At 45.1% G+C, this 24912-nt stretch carries 9 protein-coding genes; 1 reads left to right on the forward strand and 8 read right to left on the reverse strand.

The features are described 5' to 3' along the window. Nucleotides 1-92: 92 nt before the first annotated feature. The 4 genes from TPSD3_RS09805 to TPSD3_RS09820 all read right to left on the reverse strand — a co-directional run bounded on the left by TPSD3_RS09805 (nucleotide 93) and on the right by TPSD3_RS09820 (nucleotide 4124). A complete protein-coding gene (locus TPSD3_RS09805) occupies nucleotides 93-1274 on the reverse strand; it encodes a 3-phosphoglycerate dehydrogenase family protein (RefSeq protein ID WP_086488346.1) in 1182 nt (393 codons plus the stop codon). 64 nt (nucleotides 1275-1338) lie between these two features. After that, nucleotides 1339-1611: a hypothetical protein gene (locus tag TPSD3_RS09810; protein WP_086488347.1), complete on the reverse strand. Its 273-nt coding sequence runs from the start codon at nucleotides 1609-1611 to the stop codon at nucleotides 1339-1341. 10 nt (nucleotides 1612-1621) lie between these two features. After that, entirely contained in the window at nucleotides 1622-3442 is a 1821-nt protein-coding gene (locus TPSD3_RS09815; protein WP_217884418.1) for a Na/Pi cotransporter family protein, read from the reverse strand. 25 nt (nucleotides 3443-3467) lie between these two features. Next, complete coding sequence (locus TPSD3_RS09820; RefSeq protein WP_176329819.1) at nucleotides 3468-4124, reverse strand: lysophospholipid acyltransferase family protein; 657 nt, start codon at nucleotides 4122-4124, stop codon at nucleotides 3468-3470. A gap of 531 nt (nucleotides 4125-4655) precedes the next feature. Between TPSD3_RS09820 and TPSD3_RS09825 the strand changes: the two genes are divergently transcribed. Beyond that, entirely contained in the window at nucleotides 4656-5525 is an 870-nt protein-coding gene (locus TPSD3_RS09825; protein WP_086488349.1) for an ATP-binding protein, read from the forward strand. Nucleotides 5526-5545: 20 nt separating this feature from the next. Here TPSD3_RS09825 and TPSD3_RS17260 read toward each other — a convergent pair whose 3' ends face one another. The 4 genes from TPSD3_RS17260 to TPSD3_RS09925 form a co-directional block, all read right to left on the reverse strand. Further along, nucleotides 5546-18883, reverse strand: coding sequence for an SdrD B-like domain-containing protein (locus TPSD3_RS17260; RefSeq protein WP_140048531.1), 13338 nt, complete (start codon nucleotides 18881-18883; stop codon nucleotides 5546-5548). 58 nt (nucleotides 18884-18941) lie between these two features. Continuing rightward, a complete protein-coding gene (locus TPSD3_RS09915) occupies nucleotides 18942-20798 on the reverse strand; it encodes a TolC family protein (protein WP_176329820.1) in 1857 nt (618 codons plus the stop codon). 409 nt (nucleotides 20799-21207) lie between these two features. Further along, entirely contained in the window at nucleotides 21208-23406 is a 2199-nt protein-coding gene (locus TPSD3_RS09920) for a primosomal protein N' (protein ID WP_086488351.1), read from the reverse strand. Nucleotides 23407-23435: 29 nt separating this feature from the next. Further along, complete coding sequence (locus tag TPSD3_RS09925) at nucleotides 23436-24830, reverse strand: hypothetical protein (RefSeq protein ID WP_086488352.1); 1395 nt, start codon at nucleotides 24828-24830, stop codon at nucleotides 23436-23438. Nucleotides 24831-24912 lie beyond the last annotated feature (82 nt).

Below are 24912 nucleotides of genomic sequence, written 5' to 3' on the forward strand. Positions count from 1 at the left end.
CACTTCATCTATGTTGAAATTTGTCTGAATCAGCCGATTTAAATAAAAAGTAATAAATTCTGATTCAGACAATAAAAAAAGCCTTAATCATCTTAATAATTCGGCGTTAAAACCCGCGCTGACAATACGCCCTCAGTATTTTTTAACACCGCTAAAGTAGCCTCACTCAATGGCGTGGCCAAATCTAATAAAGTGCAGGCCACATCGCCCCGCGAGCGATTTAACATATCGACAATATTCACATTATCTCTAGCGACCGTGCTAGAAATGCGTTCGATCATGTGTGGCACATTGGCATTGGCAACGAATAAACGACAGGCACAACTTTCATTAATCGGCATATCCATATCAGGAAAATTAACCGAATAAGAAATTAATCCTTGTTCTAAAAATTGACGAATCTGATCCGCAACCATTACCGCACAATTTTCTTCCGCTTCACGAGTGGACGCGCCTAAATGGGGAAAGGTAATAACCCCCTTTTGTTGTTGTAATTGATTGCTGGGAAAATCGCAAATGTAATGGCTTAATTTGCCTTTATTTAAAGCCGCACATACGGCGGTTTCATCCACAATGGCTTGTCGAGAAAAATTTAATAAGACCAATCCCGTTTTCGCGTGTTCTAAACGGTCGGCATTGAGTAATTGGCGCGTGCCGTCAACCAGTGGCACATGTAAACTGACAAATTCAGATTTACGTAACACTTCTTCTACACTGCTGACATTCTTCACATTCGCCGACAATTTCCACGCATTAGACACGGTAATGTGCGGATCATAACCGATCACATTCATGCCCAACGCCTCAGCCGCATTCGCCACTTTAACCCCAATCGCACCTAAACCAATAACCCCTAAAGTACGCCCCGCCAATTCAAAACCAACAAATTGTTTTTTTAACTGCTCGACTTGTTCATTAATATGCTGATCCGTGCCTGTTAATTGCTGAGTAAAAGCGGCTGCACTTAACAAGTTTCTTGCGGCAATAAATAAGCCGCTCAATACCAATTCTTTAACCGCATTGGCGTTGGCACCGGGGGTATTAAAAACGGGAATTCCGCGTTGAGTAAAGCTGGCGACGGGAATATTATTGACTCCTGCGCCCGCACGCCCGATGGCTTTTACCGTATCGGGGCAGTCCCAGCGGTGCATGTCGAAAGAGCGCACTAAAACCGCATCGGGATGTTGCATTTCTGAAGCGACTTCGTAAGATTCACGTGGAAAACGTGCTAATCCCGCAACGGCAATGTTATTTAAAGTTAAAATTTTATACATAATATCGCTTGATGGTTGGTGGTGATAAAGAAAAAATTAAACGTGCTATTGTTATCGCATCTTATCAAGATTCTTTCATTTTGCGATGAACTTCTTTTAAAATCTCCATTCCCTTTTTACGCTGCAAATGAGTTAATTCTAATTTCTGTTGCAATTGCGCTTTTTGTTCTGGATCGGATTCATCTTCTAATTCGGCTTTTAATCGCCTTTCTAATTTCTTCATTTTCTTTAAAGCATCACACATGGATTGTGCGTGTTGCCGTTGTTCTTGATACTCGCTGCTGCTGAATTTTTGCACGTTTTTCAGCAGTTTGTCCAGTTTATCGAAGAGTGACATAAAAGTAATCCTATTTGGAAACAGAATTTTGCGATACCCAGCGTTTAATTTCCTGATCGTCTAAGGACATTTCATTGCTCACCATCACCGCGGGCGTGCCTTGATGCGCATAAAGTATTTTTGCCATACGAATGAGCTTATGCGCAATGTTATAAGCATACGCGCTGTCGTTCATAAGTGATGTTGCCATACGGCTGCTGATTTGGCGATGACGAATAAAGTGATCCAATTGACCGTTATTAAAAATATCGTTCTTTTCCATTTCAATACGAAAATGATCCAAAGACAATAAGGCTTCGCTGAGTTTTTCTTCATAATCAGGCTTTGTTTTCTCAAAACCTTCAATGGCATAAACGGCGCGTAAAATTTCGCCCACTAAATAACGCAATCGATTATATTCTTGACGAATAATTGCATTATGGTTATTAATGTAAAATGCCATATTTTCTTGCAGTTGCTCAATGTCCTTAATCGCTTCTACAATATCTCGATTGGCTGCCCGTAAATCCGCTAAACGTTTTAGCTGACTTAACTCCATGTGTTTTTCCACTTTAGCCGAAAATTCGATAATCTCACTGTAAATTTCTTTAACGCGCTCTTCGTAACGTTGATCCACGTCAATTTCAATTTTTTCCGTGTTTTCATTGACCCACTGTTTTAAATTATAATTCGATAAAATGACAGTACGATGTAAATTTAAACCGTGCGCAATAATTTCAAAAGCATTATGAAATAAATGGTGGGTTTCTTTATAAATGGCTTCTAATGCAGTTGCAGGATAATCTTCAGTGGCTTGATGTAAATATTTGGCGCGTGCCACTTGGTTAGTTCTTTCTGGAATTAGCCAATTTAAAAACTTAACCAACACGCTAATTAAGGGTAGCATTAAAATGACTCCCGTTAAATTAAACAGCGTGTGGAAAACAGCCAATTTTAAAGTATAATTATCAGGTGCAATATTAAGTTGATCACTGAAATAATTTACCCATTGTCCAAATTGTTCAATAAATAAAATAGCAATAATGCCCGTGACGCTATTAAAGATTAAATGCGCACCTGCCAATTGTCGTCCTGCTTGGTTTGCGCCCATTGCGCCTAACACCGCAGTAATGGTTGTGCCAATATTGGCACCAATAGCCAGTGCTAACGCATTTTCATAAGTGATTTGTCCGGCGGCTAATGCGGTGATGGTTAAAATTAAACTGGCATGGCTCGATTGCATAATAATGGTCGCCACAATTCCAATACCCGTAAAAGCCAATAATCCTCGCCAACCTCCCATTGCATATTGGCTTAAATCTAAGGTGGTGCGAAAAGCCTCAAAGCCTTCTTTCATATAAGCAATGCCGAGAAATAAAAAGCCTAATCCTGTTAAAATTGTCCCCAATCCTTTTGCCGTTTTTGCCTTTTGCAAAGATAAAATCACCCCGAAAATTAACATCGGCATGGCATAAGCCGCAATGTCCACTTTTAACCCTAATCCCGCAACTAACCATGCGCCCGTGGTGGTGCCTAAATTCGCCCCAAAAATAATGCCAATACCTTGTACTAATTGTAATAATCCCGCACTGAGAAACGAAATGGTTAAAATAGAAACCAATGAACTCGATTGCATTAAAGTCGTGCTAACAATACCAAATAATAAACTCTTCCATAAGCGATTGGTAGAATAGCTTAAAATGCGTTCTAATATGCCTCCAGTAAAATTTTTAAATCCCTGTTCTAATAATAACATTCCAAAAAGAAAAATAGCCACACCTGCCGCAATTTCTTTAAAATTGGCACTTTGCCATAAACCATAACTTAATAATAAAAAAATGACAGCCAACATTATTTTTTTTATCATGGCGATAGACTCATTTGGGTAAATTTTCTTTCACGGCTTGGGCGACCGCAGTTTGACAATGAAGGGCTAACGTTTTGCGATTGACAAAATCTTCTCCACGCACCGCCGGGTGCAATGTCACACAAATGGAGGCTTGTTTTAAACCCGCCATGTGTATCATGTGCGACACAGCAGGCATATCCGCATACCATGCGTAACCATTACGCGCTTCTGGGGACATGGGTTGTCCTGCGTATTTTTGATAAGTGATACTAACAGGCTGAATCCAAACGGAAATAGGGCTGCCACGTTCTACGGATTTAAACAAAGCCGATTTAAACGGTAACACTTCCGTACCCTCAGAACTTGTGCCTTCAGGGAACAAAATCAAATTATCTCCCGCCGCTAAACGGGCTTGCATTTGATCCAATTGATCACACACTTGATGGCGTTGTCGTTCAATAAACAAAGTATCTTGCAACCTCGCCAAAGCCCCAAACAACGGCCACGCCGCCACGTCGTCCTTAGAAATAAATGACCCCGGTAGAATTCCCCCCAAAATGATAATATCGAGATACGACACGTGATTGCTAACAAATAAAATCGGCGTTTGCGCATGAACGATACCTTCCGTGTGAATCGTCAAACCAAAAATCCAACAACACCCCCGATGCCATAACATTGGCATATACAATTTTTTGTGAGGATATAGCCATCGTATTATTAAATGTAGCGTAACTGCGCTCATGCTCCACATCGCAAATAGTACAACGCGCCCCAATAGACGAAATTTAGAAGAGCGCACGGGATAGTTTTGTATTTCTTGTGACAGAGAAGAGTCCATGATGTATGCCTTTATTAGGATTCATATTAAATGACTGAATTATTTTAGCAATAGAAAAGTCAATAGAACAAAACGAAGCGATTGATGAATTTTGTTAATTCTTTACATTCCGATTGAGAAAAGATAAGGGTTTTATAAGCCACTTCATTTCGTCATATTGTGCCTGTGATAATCTTGCATTTTCTGCTATTCTCTCTTTGTTAATTGATTGCGCTGTTCCTTAATTCAACAGATTGTACCATTGATGGCTTTGTGACAACAACCTTTAGCCAATAGGTTGCAAGTGGGCATGAAAACCAGATTGTTTTTTGTTCAATTGGAATTAACGCTTTTGTTACAGTATTGACTATTTTTTTCTGAAATAATGGGCTTGTTATGAAAGAATTACAACATTTGTTAGAACGGGCTGAACAATTGCTGTCTCGTCTTGAACCGTTAATGCCGCCGACTCGGTTATTGCCTGATTGGAATACTGTAATGGCCTGTCGTTGGCAGAAGCACAGCGCACAACACGGTCAATTTCGCCCCGTGCATCATCCGCATACCATTCGTTTAAGCGATCTACACGGAATTGATGCGCAAAAACACAGCGTAGAACGAAACACGCTACAGTTTTTACAGCGTAAACCCGCCAATCATGTGCTACTTTGGGGCGCAAGAGGCACCGGCAAATCTTCCCTAATTAAAGCCTTATTAAATCAATATGCAAAAGAAGGTTTGCGTTTAATTGAGGTGGATAAGCAGCATTTAATGGATTTGCCCGAAATTGTGGAATCTTTATATATTTTGCCACAGCGTTTTATTATTTTTTGTGATGATCTTTCTTTTGAACAAGACGATGCCAGTTATAAGGCATTAAAAAGCATTTTAGATGGTTCTATTGATGCGCCACCTGAGAATGTTTTAATTTATGCCACGTCGAATCGACGGCATCTTTTACCTGAATATAAAGTGGAAAATTTAGATAGCCGTTTGGTGGCCGGAGAAATTCATCACAGCGATGCGGTAGAAGAAAAAATATCGTTGTCAGAACGCTTTGGTTTGTGGCTTTCTTTTTATCCATTTCATCAAGATGAATATTTGGCCATTGTGCGAATTTGGTTGGCTTATTTAAATGTGCCAGCTTATGATGAAGAAGAAATGCGTTTAGCGGCATTGCAATGGGCGTTATTACGCGGATCGCGTAGTGGTCGATCCGCGTGGCAATTCGCTCAAGATTGGGCTGGACAACATGCCCGATCTTGAGATTTTCTTTAGGCTATAAATTAGAAAGTATGTTGCGTTGTGGTACTCGAAGAAGCAAAGAATTGATAGGCATCCATATCATTCCATTTTAATGCAAATGGATTGCTATAGGCATAATGCAACGCATTTAGCACTTGATAAGGCGCGTAATTGAGTACCGTGTAAACGCTAGACGGTTGGCTAAAAAACAGTTGCGGTGTCACGACGGGCGCGAAATAAGTCCGCACATCAAATACACTCATTTGCGTGTTATTATACAAAGAGAACTGTTCTTGTATCTCCATGCTGTGCGGCGTATCACTTAAAATCACGCCCGCAAACGAAGCCAACCAGTTGCCACCCACATCAGCCATGACAGTTTGTGTTCCCAATTCGTTGCCTTCTTCGTCAAACAGAATGATTTTTAATGTCGTACCAGACGCAACTGAACCGCTGTAAATCGGTGCAATCGGCAACGGTGGCAAGCTAAAGCGTTTATCCGGCCACGGCATTCCCCATTTTTCTGTCGGTTTGTAGAAGACGTTGTAGTGATAAGAAACAAAAGTGTCCCGATCTTCGGTGGTTGTCGTCGTCGTGGTGGGCGGAGTCAAGCCGCCGGGTGGGATCAAGCCACCGGGTGGAATTTGTCCGTCCGGTGGGATTAAGCCACCGGGCGGAATTAAGCCGCCGGGTGGAATTTGCCCATCGGGCGGAATTAAGCCGCCGGGTGGAATTTGTCCACCGGGCGGAATTAAACCGTTTGGAGGTTCTGTTACAGTCACTTTATTGGTAAACACATCTGTATCACTACGCAATGGCGCGAGTAAAGATACCGTAAACACTCGACTTTCGCCCGCGACTAAATCAAATTCAGGGTAAGCCAGAACTCCATCTGCAATCACCCAACCCACGTCGCTGGCACTGATAAAAGTGCTGTTTTCGGGTAAATAATCGTGTAATTGTATCGATTGGATATTTTCATCCGTGACGTTAGTGACAGTAATTGTGTATTCAACTGTTTGTCCACCCAAAACGTAAGATTGATCATTGCTCTTAGTAAGAATCAAGCGCGGCGGTTGTTCTGGTGGTGTTTCCGGTGTACCCGGTACGCCCGGTGTTCCCGGCACATCAGGTGTTCCCGGTGTACCCGGTACACCCGGTGTTCCCGGTACATTAGGCGTTCCCGGCACATCAGGAGTTCCCGGTGTACCCGGTACGCCGGGCGTTCCCGGCACACTTGGAGTTCCCGGTGTACCCGGTACGCCGGGCGTTCCCGGTACACCCGGTGTTCCCGGCACACTCGGATTTCCCGGTGTACCCGGTACATTAGGTGTTCCCGGCACACTTGGAGTTCCCGGTGTACCCGGTACGTCCGGCGTTTCCGGCACACTTGGATTTCCCGGTGCATTTGGATCATTTGGATCGGGAATATTGGGTTTTTCTTCCTCATCTTTCGGCGTGGGTTGATAGCCAAAATCAATATCGTCTCGGCTATCGCCTTCCTTCAGGGTGATTTTGGCACTGCCTTGGCCGGCAGTTTGTGGCCCTGAAGTGGGTTTATACTGATCCAGTGATGTAATTACGGTCACGTGATAATCCCCACTGGGCAAATTCTCAAAACGATAACGCCCTGATTCATCGGTTGTCGTGGTGAAAATCACATCGTCATCCGTGCCTTCAATCCCGTCCGCGCCAAACCAGCGTGCTTGTACGGTGACACCCGCTAAACCGCTTTCATTTGCATCTTGAATGCCATCGCCGTTTTCGTCTAACCAAATAAAATCACCAAATGAGGCCGTGCCTTTAAAACCAAAATCGACCGTGTCAATTTGTTGGCCTGAAGCTAAATTAATGGGTTGGTAGGCGTTTGGTGTGGTTGTCACTGTGCCATCGGGTGCGGTGACATTAATTTGATACAAGCCTGCGGGTAAATTATCGAAGCGATAACGGCCTGATTCGTCTGTAGTTGTGGTAAGAATCACATCATCAGGCGTGCCGAAAATGCCATCTAACCCTGCACCTGTTAAAGTGACGGTTAAGTCAGAATAAACGGATTCACCCGCATCAAATTGGCCATCCCCATCAGTATCGTGCCACACTTGATCACCAATACTGCCCGCACGAGTCACACCAAAATCAATATCATCACGGTGTTGATTGGGTTCTAAACGGAATTGGGCTTGACCCGCGCCAATAGAGTCACGGCCGATTGTGGGCGTTGTGCCATTGGGAGGGGTGATGGTGACGTTATAATCCCCACTCGGCAAATTCTCAAAACGATAACGCCCTGATTCATCCGTGATTGTGGTGAAAATCACATCGTCATCCGTGCCTTCAATCCCGTCCGCACCAAACCAACGCGCTTGTACGGTGACACCCGCTAAACCGCTTTCGTTCGCATCTTGAATGCCGTCGCCATTTTCGTCTAACCAAATAAAATCACCAAATGAGGCCGTACCTTTAAAGCCAAAATCGACGGTATCGATTTGTTGACCTGAAGCCAAGTTAATAGGTTGGTAGGCGTTTGCTGTGGTTGTGACTGTGCCATCGGGGGCGGTGACATTAATTTGATAATTTCCTGCGGGTAAATTATCGAAGCGATAACGGCCTGATTCGTCAGTAGTTGTGGTTAAGATAATATCGTCAGGCGTGCCGAAAATGCCGTCTTTGCCTGCACCTGTTAAAGTGACGGTTAAACCAGAATAAACGGATTCGCCCGCATCAAATTGGCCGTCCCCATCAGTATCATGCCAGACTTGATCGCCAATACTGCCCGCACGAGTCACACCGAAATCAATATCATCACGGTGTTGATTGGGTTCTAAACGGAATTGGGCTTGACCTGCGCCAATAGAGTCACGGCCGACAGTCGGCGTTGTGCCATTGGGAGGGGTGATGGTGACGTTGTAATCGCCGCTGGGCAAATTCTCAAAACGATAACGTCCTGATTCATCAGTTATCGCGGTGAAAATCACATCGTCATCCGTGCCTTCAATCCCATCCGCACCAAACCAACGCGCTTGGACTACAACGCCCGCTAAACCGCTTTCGTTGGCATCTTGAATGCCGTCGCCATTTTCGTCTAACCAAATAAAATCGCCAAATGAGGCTGTGCCTTTAAAACCAAAATCGACGGTATCGATTTGTTGGCCAGAAGCTAAATTAATAGGTTGATAGGCGTTTGGTGTGGTTGTGACTGTGCCATCGGGCGCGGTGATATTAACTTGATACAAGCCTGCGGGTAAATTATCGAAGCGATAACGGCCTGATTCGTCAGTAGTTGTGGTTAAAACAACATCGTCAGGCGTGCCGAAAATACCGTCTGCGCCTGCGTCGGTTAGGGTGACGGTTAGACCTGCATACGGGGCTTCATTGGTATCGAATTGGCCATCTCCGTCTACATCAAACCAGACTTGATCGCCAATACTGCCCGATGCAGGACGGAAACCAAAGTCAATATCATCTCGCTGCTCACCACGAGTTAATGTCACGGGTTGATAAGCGGTAGGCGTAGTGCTACTGGTGCCGTCGGGCGTGGGAACGGTGACACGATAATCGCCTGCGGGTAAATGCTCAAAACGATAACGCCCTGATTCATCTGTGTTTGTGCTTAAAATAATATCGTCGGCCGTGCCGAAAATGCCATCTAAGCCCACACCCGTTAATGTCACGGTTAAGTTATCATAACCCACTTCGTTAGCGTCAACTTGACCATCGCCATCCGTGTCTTGCCACACGGTATCGCCTAGGCTCGCTGTGCCTCTGAAACCAAAATTGACATCATTTTTATGTTCGCCCAAATCTAAAGTAAATCGTTCATAAGCCGTAGGCGTTGTGGTACTTGTTCCCGATGGCGCGTAAACGGTGGCGATATAGTCGCCCGGTGGCAAATCGTCGAAACGATAACGCCCTTGTTCATCCGTCACCGTGCTTAGAATCACATCGTCTGGCGTACCCAAAAGGCCATCCGGCCCCGCAGTGGTTAAAGTGACGGTGATACCCACATAAGGCGGTTCATTCGGATCAATTTGGCCATCTCCGTCCACATCAAACCACACCCGATCTCCCACACTGCCCAACGGACGGAAGCCAAAATCGACATCTAAACGATTTTCACCGGGTTCTAAACGCAACGTATCGTAAGCGGATGGCGTGGTGGATACCGCACCGTCTGGCGTGGCAACGTGTACGCGGTATTGATCGGAATCGAGATCGCTGAATAAATAACGACCTTGATTGTCTGTGGCGGTGGTTAAAATGACATCGTCTGGCGTACCGAAAACGCCATCTGGCCCCGCCCCCGTTAAAGTCACCGTTAAATTCGCATAGCCCGCTTCACCGGAATCAATTTGACCGTCTCCGTCTCGATCTTGCCATACGGTATCACCAATACTGCCTTTGACCATTTCGCCTTGATAACCAAAATCAACATCTTGGCGCGTTTGTCCACTGGTTAAAGTGACCACAGCAGAACCGCGGCCAATGCTGTCAATGCCTTGAATTGGGGTTAAACCGGGGCCAGGATTGACGGCGGTCACGGTAAACGTGCCTGCGGGCAATTGGGTGAATTGGTAATGGCCTTGTGGGTCGGTTAAGGTGGTTAAAGTGAGATCGTCGGCCGTGCCTGCGATACCATCCGCGCCATGCCACACGGCTTGTACGGTGACTCCCGGCAGACCGGGTTCGTTGTTGGTGTCGTGAATGGTGTCTTTATCCAGATCGTGCCAGAGTTGATCGCCTAAGCGTCCTGTTCCCACAAAACCAAAATCTAAATGATCAATACGGCGTTGGGTTTCGTTTAAAGTGACTGTTTGATAAGCGGCCGGTGTTGTTGTGGTCGTGCCAGCGGGTGGATTGACCAGTACACGATATTGACCATCAGGCAAATTATTAAAACGATATTGACCATTGTTGTCTGTGGTTTGCGTGGCGATAACGGCATCGTCGGGCGTGCCGAAAATCCCATCCGGGCCAGCAGAGAGCAATTGTACTGTGATACTCGATAAACGCGGCTCAGTGCCGTCAACTTGGCCATCTTGATCTAAGTCGAGCCAGACCGTGTCTCCTATCGATCCCGATCCTCGCGCATAACCAAAATCAATGTCATCACGTTGTTGGTTAGCGGCTAAGGTGAGATCAACGGTATTTCCGCCCATGCTTTGCGCGCCCGTGGTGGGATGATAACCGGCGGGCGGCGTGACAGATACGCGATAATCGCCAGGGGGAAGATGATCAAATTGATAATGGCCGTTTTCATTGGTGGTGGTGTTGAAAATGAGATCGTCGGCCGTGCCAAGAATTCCATCCGTTCCCTCCCAACGCAATTGTACGGGAACACTCGCTAATGGCGTTTCTCCGCCGTCTTGAATCCCGTCGTTATTGCTGTCGTGCCAAATAGTGTCACCAATACTGCCTGTACCACGAAAACCAAAATCAGCCGTCATAATACGTTGATTTTCTGCGAGAACCACCACATGACTGCGGCCGGTGGTGCTGGTGAGGCCGGGCGTGGGATCGTCGTCAATAGAGATACGATACGCGCCCGCGTCTAAGTTACCAAAAGCGTATTCGCCTAAGTGATTGGTGACAATGGCGCGGAAAATGTCGTCTTCCGTGCCAAAAATATCATCAGGCCCCGCACCGTGTAAACTAATACGTTGTCCAGCATAGACGGGTTCACCGGGATTATATTCGCCGTCGCCATTGGTGTCATAAAAGACTTTATCGCCAATCACGCCTTGAGCGGCTGAGGCGCGTTGCGCATAACCAAAATCAACATCAACCCGATCTTGTCCCGTGGTGAGCGTGACGGTGGTGCCGTGGTCTTGATTGCCGTCTAAGTCGTAAGTGTTGAGCGAGACTCCCGCCGGTAAAGTGCTGGTGTCGATGTTGACGCGGTAAGTGCCGGCGGCTAATCCGCCCAAAGTATAAATGCCGTTGTCACCGGTGAGGGTGTGCGGTTCACCGGGATCGTATTGGCCGTTGTTATTGCTGTCGATATAGACGCGAACGTCACTGATTCCGCTTTCTCCACCGTCTTGTAAACCATTTTCGTTTGAGTCTAACCAGACGCGATCCCCAATACTGCCCCCACTACGATAACCAAAATCAGCATCGCGCACGGCTTGATTGGGTAGCAGTTGGACTAGGGTGCGGTTGTCGTTGTTGCCATCTCGATCCGCGATATTTGTGCCGGCATCGCTGGGTAAAGTGGGCGTGTGTACGGCTACCCAATAATCGCCCGGCGGTAAATTATCAAATAAATAAATCCCATCAGAACCGGTCACGGTAGACGGTTCACCCGAATCCCAAACGCCATTGTTATTGCTGTCTAAATAGACGGTGACTCCCCCAAGGCCGGGTTCGCCTGTGTTATAAATTCCGTCGCCATTGGTATCGCGCCACAGTTGATCGCCAATGCTGCCGGTATTGGGTTTGTAGCCAAAATTGACATCGTCGATATTATCGCCCGCGTTGACGGTGAGCGTGACTCCGTTGTTGAGCGTGCCATCACGTTCATAACTGGGCAGTAGGTTACTGGGTAGGGTTGCCGTATCGACGCGCACGGTATAAGTACCGGGTAATAAATCGGGGAATTCGTAGTGACCATTCATATTGGTGACTACAGACGGTTCGCCGGGATCGCGTTTGCCATCATTGTTTAAATCTAAAAATACAGTCACGCCATGTAGACCTAATTCGCCTTCGTCTTGTACGCCGTCGCCGTCGGTATCGTTCCAAAGTAAGTGGCCGATTCGTGCCGTGTCGGGAGGAGTCGTGTCGCCGCGATAGCCAAAATCAACGGTGTCAACGGTTTGGCCGGCGGTCACGGTTAAGGTGACGCGGTTATTTTTGTCGTTGTCACGGTCATAAGTGTTAATGCGCAGATCGGCCGGTAAGGTGTTGGTATCGACAATGACGGTATATTCTCCGGGCGTGAGTCCGGTGAATGCGTAATTGCCGTTGCTGTCTGTGGTGGCGGTGGGTTCGCCTGCGATGTATTTACCGTCTTTGTCCAGGTCTAAGAAGACGGTCACATTAGCAATGCCTTTTTCTGTGCTGTCGTCGTCTTGAATGCCGTCGCCATTGGCATCGTGCCAAATTCGATCCCCAATGCTGGCACTGGCTTGGTAGCCAAAATCGATGTCGGTGCGGTTTTCGCCGGCGTTGAGTGTTACACTAACTTGACTGTCTTCATTGCCATCGCGGTCGTAGGTATTAATGCGGACGTTAGACGGTAAGGTGCTGGTATCGACAACAATTTGATACGTTCCCGCGGGGAGATTTTCAAATAAATAATCGCCGTCGGGATCAGTAAGAACAAAGGTTTCTCCCGTGTTAAAAACCCCGTCGCCATTGGCATCAATGAACACCCGAACATCACGAATGCCGGATTCTCCCGTATTGGGCGCGCCATTGCCGTTGTCATCTTGCCAGATTCGGTCACCGATGCTGCCTAGTGCGGGTGGGTCTGGGGGTGGCGGTGGGGGAGGCGGCGGTGTGATGGTGACTTGTAATCCGAAATCGACATTGTCAACACTGGGTGTCCCCGAATTCAACATAACGGATTTTGGATCATTATTCGTGGTTAAGGTATGACCTGCGGGCGTGACTAAATCGACAGAATAGGTTTGGAAAAGGAGATGGGTAAATTGGTATTTACCATCTGCATCTGTTGTGGTGGTGGCAATCACTGTACCGGCACTGTTTTTTAATTGTACCGTTACGCCTGACATGCCACTTTCGCCATCTTGTTGACCGTCGCCATTTTCATCTAACCAAACAAAATCGCCAATACTGCCCGTGCCGCGGTAGCCGAAGTCGGCATCATTGAATTGTTGACCCGTGGTTAGGGTGACGGTGAATTCTGTGGCTGTGGTTGCGGCCACGCCTGCGGGCAATGTGTCGGGGTCAACTTTAACGCGATACGTTCCTGCGAGTAAGTCAGTAAAACGGTAATTGCCGTTGGCATTGGTGGTGACAAAATTATCAGTGCCATCATTGGTATAATCGCCGTCGTTATTGAGGTCGATTAAAACCTTAATGTCCTCCAATCCCACTTCGTCCCCATCTTTTACCCCATCCCCGTCTAAGTCTAACCAAATGGTGTCGCCGATACTGGCGGGTTGGAAGTAGCCGAAGTCAATATCAGTGTGTTGGGCTTGTACAGCGGTGTTCAAACTGACTGCAACGGCTGTTGTCAGCGTATTGGCGTTTGGTACAAAGGTGAAATTGTCTAACAATGGATTGGTGTCTGGAATAACCACTAAGTAGTTTCCATCGCTTAAACCCGTAAAGTTGTATTGCCCTGTCGCGCTGGTGGTTTTGGTTTCTACCAAAGTATCGCCTGCATCTAAAAGACCGTCACCATTGGTATCTGAATATAATCGTACCGTTACCCCAGCAATCCCCAATTCTCCTGTATTTTGTACGCCATCTTGATTGCTGTCTTCCCACACCAAATCACCAATACTGCCGCCTGTTCGATAGCCAAAATCAGCATCTGTGCGGTGTTCATTGGCTGTCAGAGTCGCAGAAAACGGTAAATTACCTGTGGTACTGGATTGATTGTCTAAGGGAGTTCCCGCACCATCCGTGACTTCAATGACGTAATTACCCGCCGTTAAACCGGTGAAATTGTACCAACCTGTGCTGTCGGTGACTTTGCTTTGATTGAGTGTATGAGATTCGCCTGTATCCCAAACGCCATTGCTATTGCTGTCTGTGTAGTTGTATAAGGTGACAGTCACTCCTGCAATGCCCAATTCTCCCGCGTCTTGTACACCATCGCCGTCCGTGTCCGACCAAATGAAATCTCCCACACTCGCGCCTTGACGATAGCCAAAATCAGCATTGAGATATTCATGACCTCCTCCCGATAAATCAACAGGATGCGCTTGATTATTCGTGGTGGGCGCGTAATTGGCTAATACAGCAGCCGTGTCTGTCACCATGACCAAATATTTTGCGGGAGGCAAGCCTGCAAACAGATATTTTCCATCCGTACCTGTGGTTTGTGTGGTGACAAGCGTATCACCCGCATCTAAAATGCCGTCCTCATTAACATCTATGTATAAATTAACCGTCACTCCTTCTAAACCCAATTCTCCCGCATCTTGTGCGCCGTCGCCGTCGGTATCGTTCCAAATGAAGTCGCCAATAATCGCTCCCACACTAACCCGTTCATCATGCAAAATATCTTGACCATGATAAGTCCCTGGTTCATTTTCAGCCGCTCCCGTATCCGTCAAGGTAAACGGAGTGGACATTGTCGGCGTTTTCGCTGTGGCTGAAACATTACTGTTAAATGCGCCTGTTGTTGTACCGACATTGGCTTTAAAGGTAATGGTGATTTCGCCGCCTGAAGGGAAACTGATACTGGATAAATCCCACTCAAGATCACTACCTGTAATGGTTGGATTTATTGTGACGGTAGTGCCATCTGGTTTGGTAATGGTTGCACTGTTTGTCACATAGCTAAAACTACTCGGCAGCGAATCGGTCACTGATAAATTTGTAATTAATTCTGAAGGGTCGATATTTTTCAGTTTAATGACATACTCAGCTTCGCCATTCACAGGAACATTAGGCGTGGTGGTGTCTTTGTCGATGATGAGCGGATACAAATAAAGGCTGGCCGTATCTTTTGCCGTCATCAGGTGACTATTGATGTCTTTCCCTGTTACAAAAGATTCGTTATTGTTTGCGCCGCCTTTGACGCTGGCGTTGGTTTCAGCTTGGAATTTGAGTACGACATATTCATTCAGCTTTAGTTCGCTAATCCCTTTTCCCGCTTTTAAATCCCACTGCAAATCTTGTGGTGCTGCTTGACCATCGTTAGAAATCGTGGTTGGATTAAACACGCCTTGTGGAATGCCATTGTGCGTAAACGTTGCGGAATTAGGCACATACTGCCAACCAATCGGCAATTTATCTCGAACTGTGGGATCGCTCATCAATTGGTAAGCGGGAATGGCTAGAGTAAATGTAGCCACTTGATTGGTTGCAGGAAGGGACGTGGTGACATCCACGGTTTTAATAATCCCCAAACCCACATCCATCCATTCCGCAGGCAAGGGAAGAGTCGCATAACCAAAATCTAAGTAGGGAGATTGTCGAACCACCCCTGGCTGATCAGGGTCTTGTCCCCATGCCGCAGAAATGGGACCTGTTGCCCAGACGTGCATTCCTGTATTGTTGTTATTGGGACCAAAAATTTTGATGGATTCTAGGCGATTAGCGACGTGACTGATAGTTTGAATACCATCGCCATTAAAATCATAAAGATCGGGTTCTCCATCTCGATTAAAATCAACAAAAATCCGTGTCCCATCTTCCACTACAGTCACGAAAGCGGGAGAACCATTCACTCCACTTGAACTAGGCGGAGTGTTACTGTTACCCGGAGCCAAACCTAAAAAATATTCATCACGCAATAAATATTTGGGAACTAAACCAAAACCCCAATCGTAGTTACTGCCGTAGTTAATGCCACTGGTAATCCCTCCTTTATCAATCGCTGCTAATGCCCAAAAATTAGGCCCATCACTTTTTAGGTGTAAGGCCGATTTGACGGGAATATCTGATAAACCTATTTTCTGTAAAAACGAAGCAAACTCATTAGCCGCCACATCAAAAGTTCCAGATACGATAACACCCAAATCATTCCGATATTGATAGCTGATCGTTGTTTCTACAGGAGAAAACATGTAAACATCCGTGTCAATAGTATGAGAGACACTATCGCTATCTGCTTTTTTATCTGTCTTACTAAATCCACTAACAGGCATATAATACTCATTATCCCAAAGATTTTGCGGAGTTAATGAATAGCCGCGAGATTCAGAATGGGCAGTTGCATGTTGTTTACCCGCAATCACTTGGGCTTGAACGGGCTTATTGGCATTAATAATGGCAAAATCAGTGGTGACTGCATTCCCTACGTTATAGGATGTATTATAATAATTGACTCCAGCTGTGGTTGCATCATTATCGCTCCCTCCGCTACTACCAACAGCATTAGTTAGCCGACCAATAATCGCCGTTTGACCACGATCAAGGATGTATTCTTTACTGCCCGGTGAAGTTTCTGTCAGTGCAACAGGAATACCTGTTGTAGAATTTGTAGCACTTAAAGTTAATTTATTGCCAAGTTTATCCACTACAGAAACAACGGTACCATTTTCAACCGCCTGAATAAAACCATAAACTTTAGTAAAAGGGAGAAAACCATGATTCGTTGCTAAACCCTGACCCGGCATGACATAAGTGGTTTGAAACGGTTTGGCAGGGAAAATTTCCCACGCATTCCCATAGATTGAACCCATTGCGCCAATCGGATCGGTTCTCTGCGCTGGCCAAAACGCTTGGCTGACCGTCACAGGCGCGCCGACAACACGGAAATAGTCGCCTCCGTCGTATTTAGTATCTGTTCCTCTGGGTTGTACAGAAACAAGATTCTCAAAAGATTGATAACTCCCTTTGGGAATAGTAAAAACTTCTGGTGTTATATAACCATCTTCCCAATGGTAATAATAAACCGTCGCCTCCCCCACCGAACTGGTGATAGAAAGCAACATGTTTAAGCCACTGGCTTCATGCAAATTTGGATCATTATCCAACGATTCCATCACTGCCCAGGCGGCATTAGACGGGGCAGGCACGTAATATTCCGTATAACCTGCCATAATGCCTTTTAAATAGGTAAACCCAAAATCGACATTTGTATGCGAACTACTGCCTGTTAAGTTCACCAACGCGACGTGTTCTGCTTGATCCAAATGTTTATTGGCATCGTCGGGCGTAAAACCGTCAAAATTCTGCATGGTACGGCCACCATAAGCTGAACCTGCCGCCGTTAAAGGTATCGCTGGAGTGATTGCATTGCCGTCATCATCGATTAAAATCCCCATACCGCCATAGGTTTGATCGACTGTTCCGCCCAAAGCAGTAATATCATCTGCATTGACCACTACCCAATGTGTGCCAGTTCCTGTAACACTAAAACTATAATGTCCTGTGCCATTGGTCATTGTGTCGTCAATTAATGTATCACCATTGTCTAAAACGCCATCGCCATCATCTTGGTACAAATAAACCCTGACCTTATCAATTCCCGCATCCCCAAGGCCTGAAATATTCGCATCCCCTTCTTTATCAAATACAATTCGTCCTGAAATCGTATCCGCAAACACCCCCTCCCACATCTCCTGCACGTCATAACTAATCAACAATGGCGATTCAATTGCGGCTGTTTCATATTCTAAAATCCAATTGCCGCCTAAATTCGCGTGTCCTGTGTCGTCGATAGACGCGGCGATGTCTGCGCCCGTTAAAAAGCCTAAAGTTTGGACAAATTCTATCCCAATAGACGACTCTGCTACACGACAGCCGTACAACAAAATATCTGCATTGGGTTGCAAAACCGATTGCCAATGGCGAAAAATATCCGCTTGTTGCAACAAACTGTCTTGCGTCAAGGTGCTATTCCCCACACTCAAACGGCCGTCGCTGGCGTGGGATAAAATATGGATTGCCGCAATTTCATTGTGCGCCAACACTGCCGCGTTGATTTGACTGACCCCGTTTTGATCCGCGCTTAATAAAATCACTTCTATATCATTGTGTTGCATTAAATCTTGCAACAAAACCTCATAACCGTTTAAACGAGAATCCACAAATACTAATGTAGTTCCTTTCGACTCCGTGTCGTTCAATACGCTCTCTGTTCCCGTCTCAGAAGGACTCAATGGTAAATCATCAAGTGATTGAATTGCCTTGATTTGGGTCGATAATCCGCTGCCTTGCACCGCAAAAACTTGAATCGTGCTGTCACTGTGATTTGTAGCAAAATCCGTTTGTTGATAAGCGTGCAAGGTGTCGGCGGTCAAATAATCCCCACCCAATTGTAGCCCATTTTCCGTTATTTTCCCCAAAACGTAAACATTCATCGCTTGGGTTTGCTGGGCGAATTCGCTTTGTATCTGCTGTAAACCTGACTGATCGTTGTCCAAAACCACAACATGCAGCGTCGCCAAAGACACGCCCGCTTGTTCTAACAAAGGCTGGTAATCCACCTGACTGTCCACAAATAACCAAGTACTTATCGCAGGCGGATCAGCCGTCACTGCGACGGTTTCTTGCGTAGAATCAATCGCCTCTGTGGCATTATCACGGGATAGCGTGGGATCAGTGCGGGCTTCGCGTGCCGTCGCGGCATCCAGGCTTGCCAAAGCCTGCGCCGCCGCATCCACCAATACATCATCGGGCGGTGCAATCATTTCTGCATCCACCATGGCCATGGCCATTAACGGATTCGCGCTTAATAAAACCCGTTCTTCTAAACGTTCAAATAATAAATTGGTGTGTTTCTTACCCATCACATTAATCCCCAAAATAAAAACTATCGCCGTGCAGAGATGCGCTTAAATCATAAAACTATTCACGATGTGAAACGGGTCTAATTTTCAGAATGGGTAAATCAAGCCCTTCTAAAGAATCTTCCTCTGTTTCTTCCACAATTTCTAATTTATTAACCGTGAGCAATTGACCTTGTGCGCGTTGTAAATTCATTAATGAAACATTATAAGCAATATAGCTCATTAAAAACGCGTGTTCGCGTTGCGTTAAATTGGCTTGTGCATCTAATAAACGTTGTAAATCGGTTTGTTGATTTTGGCTTAATTTACGCCGATCCGATAAGGTGTTTAAATGGGCTTCACTGGCTTGCATCGCGGCATAAGCACTGTTAAATTCTCGAAATGCCGTATCGACTTCCCGCGCTGCCACTTGCACTTCTAATAACACCGTATCAATCGTGGTTCTTAATTGCGAAACCAATTGACGCACTTCTAATTGACGGCGGCGTTCTCTGGCTTTTGCCACTTGATTATCCAAAGGCATATCAAATAACAAACCGACGGAATAACCTGGCCCGCCAATATCAAATTCATTTTTAAAAGCTTGGTTATAATCTCGGTCGCCTTCTAATCCTGCCAAATAACCTGTTAAGATAAAATCTAAAATCGGCAATATTTCCTTTTCTGCCATTTGCAAACGAATCACGCCCGCTTTTAACTGTTTAAACGCCTGTTTAATTTCGGGACGATGCTGTAAAGCGCGTTGTACGGCGTGGCTTAATTCCACCGCATGAGCGGTTAAAACAGGATTATCATTAGGAATTAATTCTAATTCTCGCGTTAAAGGCAAATCAGGGCTATTAATTAAAGCTAACAATTTCCCTTCGGCATTGCGCACGGCTTGTTCAGCGCGAATGCTATCCGTTTGACGCACGGCTAATGTGGCGCGTGCCATTTGCAAATCACTGGCGAGGGTATCAATGCCTAATCGAGCGGCTAATTCATCGACTAACGTTTGCGTTTCGGCCACTAATTTTTTCTTTTGTAACAAATTCGCCCGCTCTAAATATAAACCCCAATAAGAACGGTGAATTTCTAACAAATGCGCTTCCGTTTGCCGCACAAATTCATCTAAAGCAATCTCATGATCCACTTTCGCCACAGCAATCGTGCTGTCGTTATAAGTAATTCCGCTGCCATTTAATAACGGTTGACGAAAACTTAACGCCAAACGCGCATGACCTTGATCGTGGGGAATTAAAAATTCTGAATTATTATCCAATACGCCAAGCCGTTGCGATAATTCGATTTCTCCCCCAGTAATCAATGGTTTACGAACACCTGCTTTCACAAACCATTCTTCTTCTTTAAAACGGCCTTGACTGCGGCCCGTTTGTAAAGTGCTGCCGATGGGTTCATCTTCTTCTCGATAAACCGCTTCAGCAAATGCGTGTAAATCAAAACGCCCTTCAGCCTCGTCAATTGACGTGCGGCGAATCAAAGGCAAATCGCTAAATACTCTAATTTGATGCGAATGATTGGCCGCCGCAATAAATAAATCCGATAAAGTCGCATAAGTCGGCTTGGTATTTTTATTAAAAGATTGCTTTAATAAATCCTGCCACCATGCTTGATAACTTGTAGGAATGGGCGCGCTCACGTCACCAGAATTTTCTGTTAATGTGGGCGTTAATGCCGTGCCAGAATTTTCTGAAGTTTCAGTGATGTCACGAGAAACCGCAGGCGAAGATTGAGCGTGTAAATTCACCTGATAATTGAGCAATTCATTGTCTAATTTCAGGGCTTTTTCTTGATATTCTTGAATCAATGGATCGCTCAAACGTTCATAACGCTCTTCCCAATGTGCCGTACTGGCACAGCCGCTTAACGTTAAAACAGCCGCAATACTGCCTGTTAATGGTTTTAAAAAATTCATCTTATTGAAATCCTTAGAGATAATAACCAAATTCATAGCCATTCATGATTTATCTGTAAAACAATAGATTCAATAGCCCATTTTAAATTCTATGAGATAAAATCACGCCATAAAAATCGTAACAATTCAGCGATTGATAAAATTGAATGCAAAAAATATTCCAGAAAAAATTCTTTTAAATCAATGGATTAATATTAAGAAAGGGTTAAACCTGTGTTAAGGTTTCATAATAATTTGGCGTGTGCCATCATTATTGCTACTACATAATCGAAATAGACGAGCAAGCAGATGGGCTTTTTCATGAAGGGATGAACTGAACTTTAGCAAAAATGAGCGATAAAAGCAGCAGTTTTTTAAAAAAATCGCGTTAATTTAAATTTAACAAAAGTATGAAGTCGATCTGAATTCACTACATTAAATCCAACGGATCAACATCCAACGACCAACGTGTGCTTACACTTCTTTGCTTTTGCTGTAATGCAGATAACCATTGCGGTAGAAAACGTTGTAATAAATTCCGCTGTGACGATTGAATTAATAATTGCGCATGATAACGATTTTTGCGCTTTATCATCGGCGCAGGAACGGGACCTAATAAACGAATCTGTGAATTAAAATCAGGCAATTGTTCAGCGGTATATTTAGCCTGATTTAAAAACTCTATGGCAAGCTCTAATGTTTTCGCCCCTACACGCAATAAAGCCAAACGACAATAGGGTGGTAATTGGGCATTCAATCGCTCTGTTAATGCAGATTCGGCAAAAGCACCATAGCCTTGTTGAATTAAACAGTGTAATAAAGGATGCTCAGGGTGATAAGTTTGAATCAACACCATTCCGGGTAACGCCTCACGTCCTGCGCGTCCTGCGACTTGTATCAGCAATTGTGCCATGCGTTCAGTGGCGCGAAAATCGATGCTAAATAATCCTGCATCAGCATTAATAATGCCCACTAAAGTCACCGCAGGAAAATGATGCCCTTTAGCCAACATTTGCGTGCCTAATAAAATATCAATTTCTTGCGCATGAATTTTGGTTAATAAATCATTCATTTCCTGATAAGAAGGCGTGGTATCACTGTCAATACGCGCAATGCGAGCATGGGGAAATAATTGTTGTAATTGTTCGGCTAATTTCTCCGTCCCTTGTCCGATAGGATGCAGGGAATGCGACTGGCATTGTGGGCAATGAATCGGTACATTCTGTACATAATTACAATGATGGCAGCGCAATTCTCGCACATTATCGTGATACACTAAATGCGCATCGCAGCGTGGACAATCCGCAATCCAGCCACAAGAGTAACACATAAAAGTGGGCGCATAGCCGCGTCTGTTGTAAAATAAAAGTACTTGTTGCTTTTCTTGTAAGCAGTATTGTATATTTTTTTGTAATTCTGGTGAGAAAGGAGAGTGACGCGGTTGCTGTCGCATATCGATGACGCGATAGCTGGGATGTAATGCGTTTCCTGCGCGTTCGGGCAGGTGAAAATAATGGTAACGCTGCTGTTTTGTATTATACAAACTGTCTAATGACGGCGTGGCACTGCCTAGTATCACAGGAATTCCCGCTTGACGCGCCCGCCACACCGCGACATCTCTCGCGGAATAACGGAAGCTATCTTGTTGTTTATACGCAGGATCATGCTCTTCATCGACAATAATTAACGCGGGTTTGGCGAGAGGAATCCACACGGCAGATCGAGTACCAATAATCACCGTCGCTTGTCCATCGCGTGCCGCTAACCACGCATGAAGTCGTGTGGTATCAGGGAGTTGCGAATGTAAAACAACAAGAGCCAGCGGTAAACGTTGCTGAAATCGCGCCACCATTTGCGGTGTTAAATTAATTTCTGGCACTAACACCAGAGCTTGTCGTCCACTGTGCAACACGATTTGTAGTAATTGCAAATACACTTCCGTTTTACCACTTCCCGTTACACCGTCTAACAAACAGGGATAAAACTGCTGCGCATGGGCGCACACCGTATGGACAACGTGTTGTTGGGCGTGATTCAGTGGCAAAGGGGGGTGAATTTCTGAGGGGGATTGTTTGGGTAAGGGCGCAATCCAGCCGCGTTTTTGTAATGCGCGCAACGTGGGGCGTGGATTCGATAAGGCTAAAGCCAGCGTCGATTCATCATATCCTATGGGAATATTTTTTAATAAATCCAATAAAATAGCGAAACGTTGTTGATGCGCGGGAAAAGTGTTATTGGCGTGTTTTCGCCCTTCTTCTGTCAGACACCATAACACATCGGGTGGTAATTCAATATGGGTCGATGCCCCTGCCATCATTTTTGGTGGTAAAGTGGCCGCGATCACTTGTCCCAACGGATAGCAGTAATATTGACTCGCCCACGCATACATTTCTAATAGCGGTTTAGGAATCAGTGGCACAGTATCTAAGCATTCGTAAGCCGTTTTTAACTCTGGGTAGTCAGAATGGGTTTTTATCGCCACAATCATGCCCACACATTCCTGTGTACCAAATGGCACGCGCACCCGAATGCCCGCTTGTAACTGTGTTTCAGACGCATGGAGCGGCGGATGGTAATCAAATAATGGATTGAATAATGGCACGGGAATGGCCACTTGAAGAATTGGCATAGGCTTGTTTTTGCAGAGAATTTATATTTTTAATGCGAATCGGTTCGACGACGACGCGCCCGTTCAAAATCCAGCCATTGCCGTTCTGTAGCGCGTTGTTGTTCGGTGCCGGGGCGACAGGTCGGTGGCGTGGGCGATAAGCCTTGTTGTTGTAATGCGCGAATGATTTGTTGTAAACGTCGCTGGCGGGCGGTTTCGTCAATGGTTTGTTCAAAAAAGCCGATATTTAAATGCGCCGCTAAAGTATTTTCTCGACGGGTTTCAGGTTGAATAATCGTGACAATTTCATCCCCTTGATAATTGCGCAATTTAAGGTGCATTGCCCGACGATAATCTTCTTGGGCATAAGTGGCATCAATCACTTCCCATCCCGCATTGGCTAAAGAATGGCTAATGATTTGTCCCATATTGTGACGTAATTGGGAGGCAATGAGAGCGGCTTGGGCATCGTGAGTTAATTGGGATAATTGTTGTTGCTGTTGCTCTAATTGCGCAACCATATTTTTTAATTCTGCTAAGGGTAATTGTGAAGTGGAGAAATATTGAGTTAAATCATTTAATTTTTGTTCTAATTGGCTTAATTTTCCCTCTGTCCAATAGTCAATATCGGCTGCAATTAAAACTTCTTGTTGTCCCGAACGGATACGAAATTGGGCTTGTTTCTGCACATCAATTTTAGCGCGTAATTGGTCTACATGATGTTGTATTAATCCCTGCCATGCCGTGTGGATAAACTGCCCTTGTTCTAATTCAAAAAAATGCTGTTGTGCGCGTAAATAGGCTTCGTGACTGGTGGCTAAAGCCGCTTGATAATAGCCGCGTTGATAATATTGATCGCATTGGGTGAGGGTTTCATCTAAACTATTTAAAAAGCCCACGGGTTGATAATCTAACCCAGAATGGGCAGCTAATTGTAAGCCTAAACGACGCAGGCGATTTAACCATAATTCGGCTAAGGTATCTTCGGTTTGTCGCCGTTCTAATTGGCTTTGATATAAACGACGATATTGTTGTTGAAAATGGCGTTGTTGTTCAGCTAATCGGCAGGTTAATTGTTGTTCAATTTGTTGTAAGCGATGGGCTTGTTGATTTACAGGATAAGTGGTTAAATCGGTTAATTGGGTTTGTTCTTGCTGCAATAATTCTTGCAGTGTTTGGCGTTGTTGCTGTTCTAAATTATCTAGGCTTTCTGTGGCGTGATTTGAGTGGGAATCTAATGGCGAATGATGGGACGAATTTTCTTGTAAATTATTTTCTTGTAATTGGGGCAAGTGGCGTTCTAAAAATTGGCGAAATCGCTGCGCCGATTCTGCCAAACGTTGGGCTAAATCAGACTCAAAATCATTCACCTGCTCACAATGAGCCAGTAAGCGTTGTCGTTTATCGGCATTTAATTTAACGTAACTGTCTTTAATTCCGCTCATGTTGCTTTCCTTTTTTGCGGTATGATGTCATGAAAAAAAGCCTCTCGATTAGGGGCTAACTTAACCGATATAATGGGGTTTT

Origin of the sequence: Thioflexithrix psekupsensis, assembly GCF_002149925.1 — a bacterium.
Classification (GTDB): Bacteria; Pseudomonadota; Gammaproteobacteria; order Beggiatoales; family Beggiatoaceae; genus Thioflexithrix; species Thioflexithrix psekupsensis.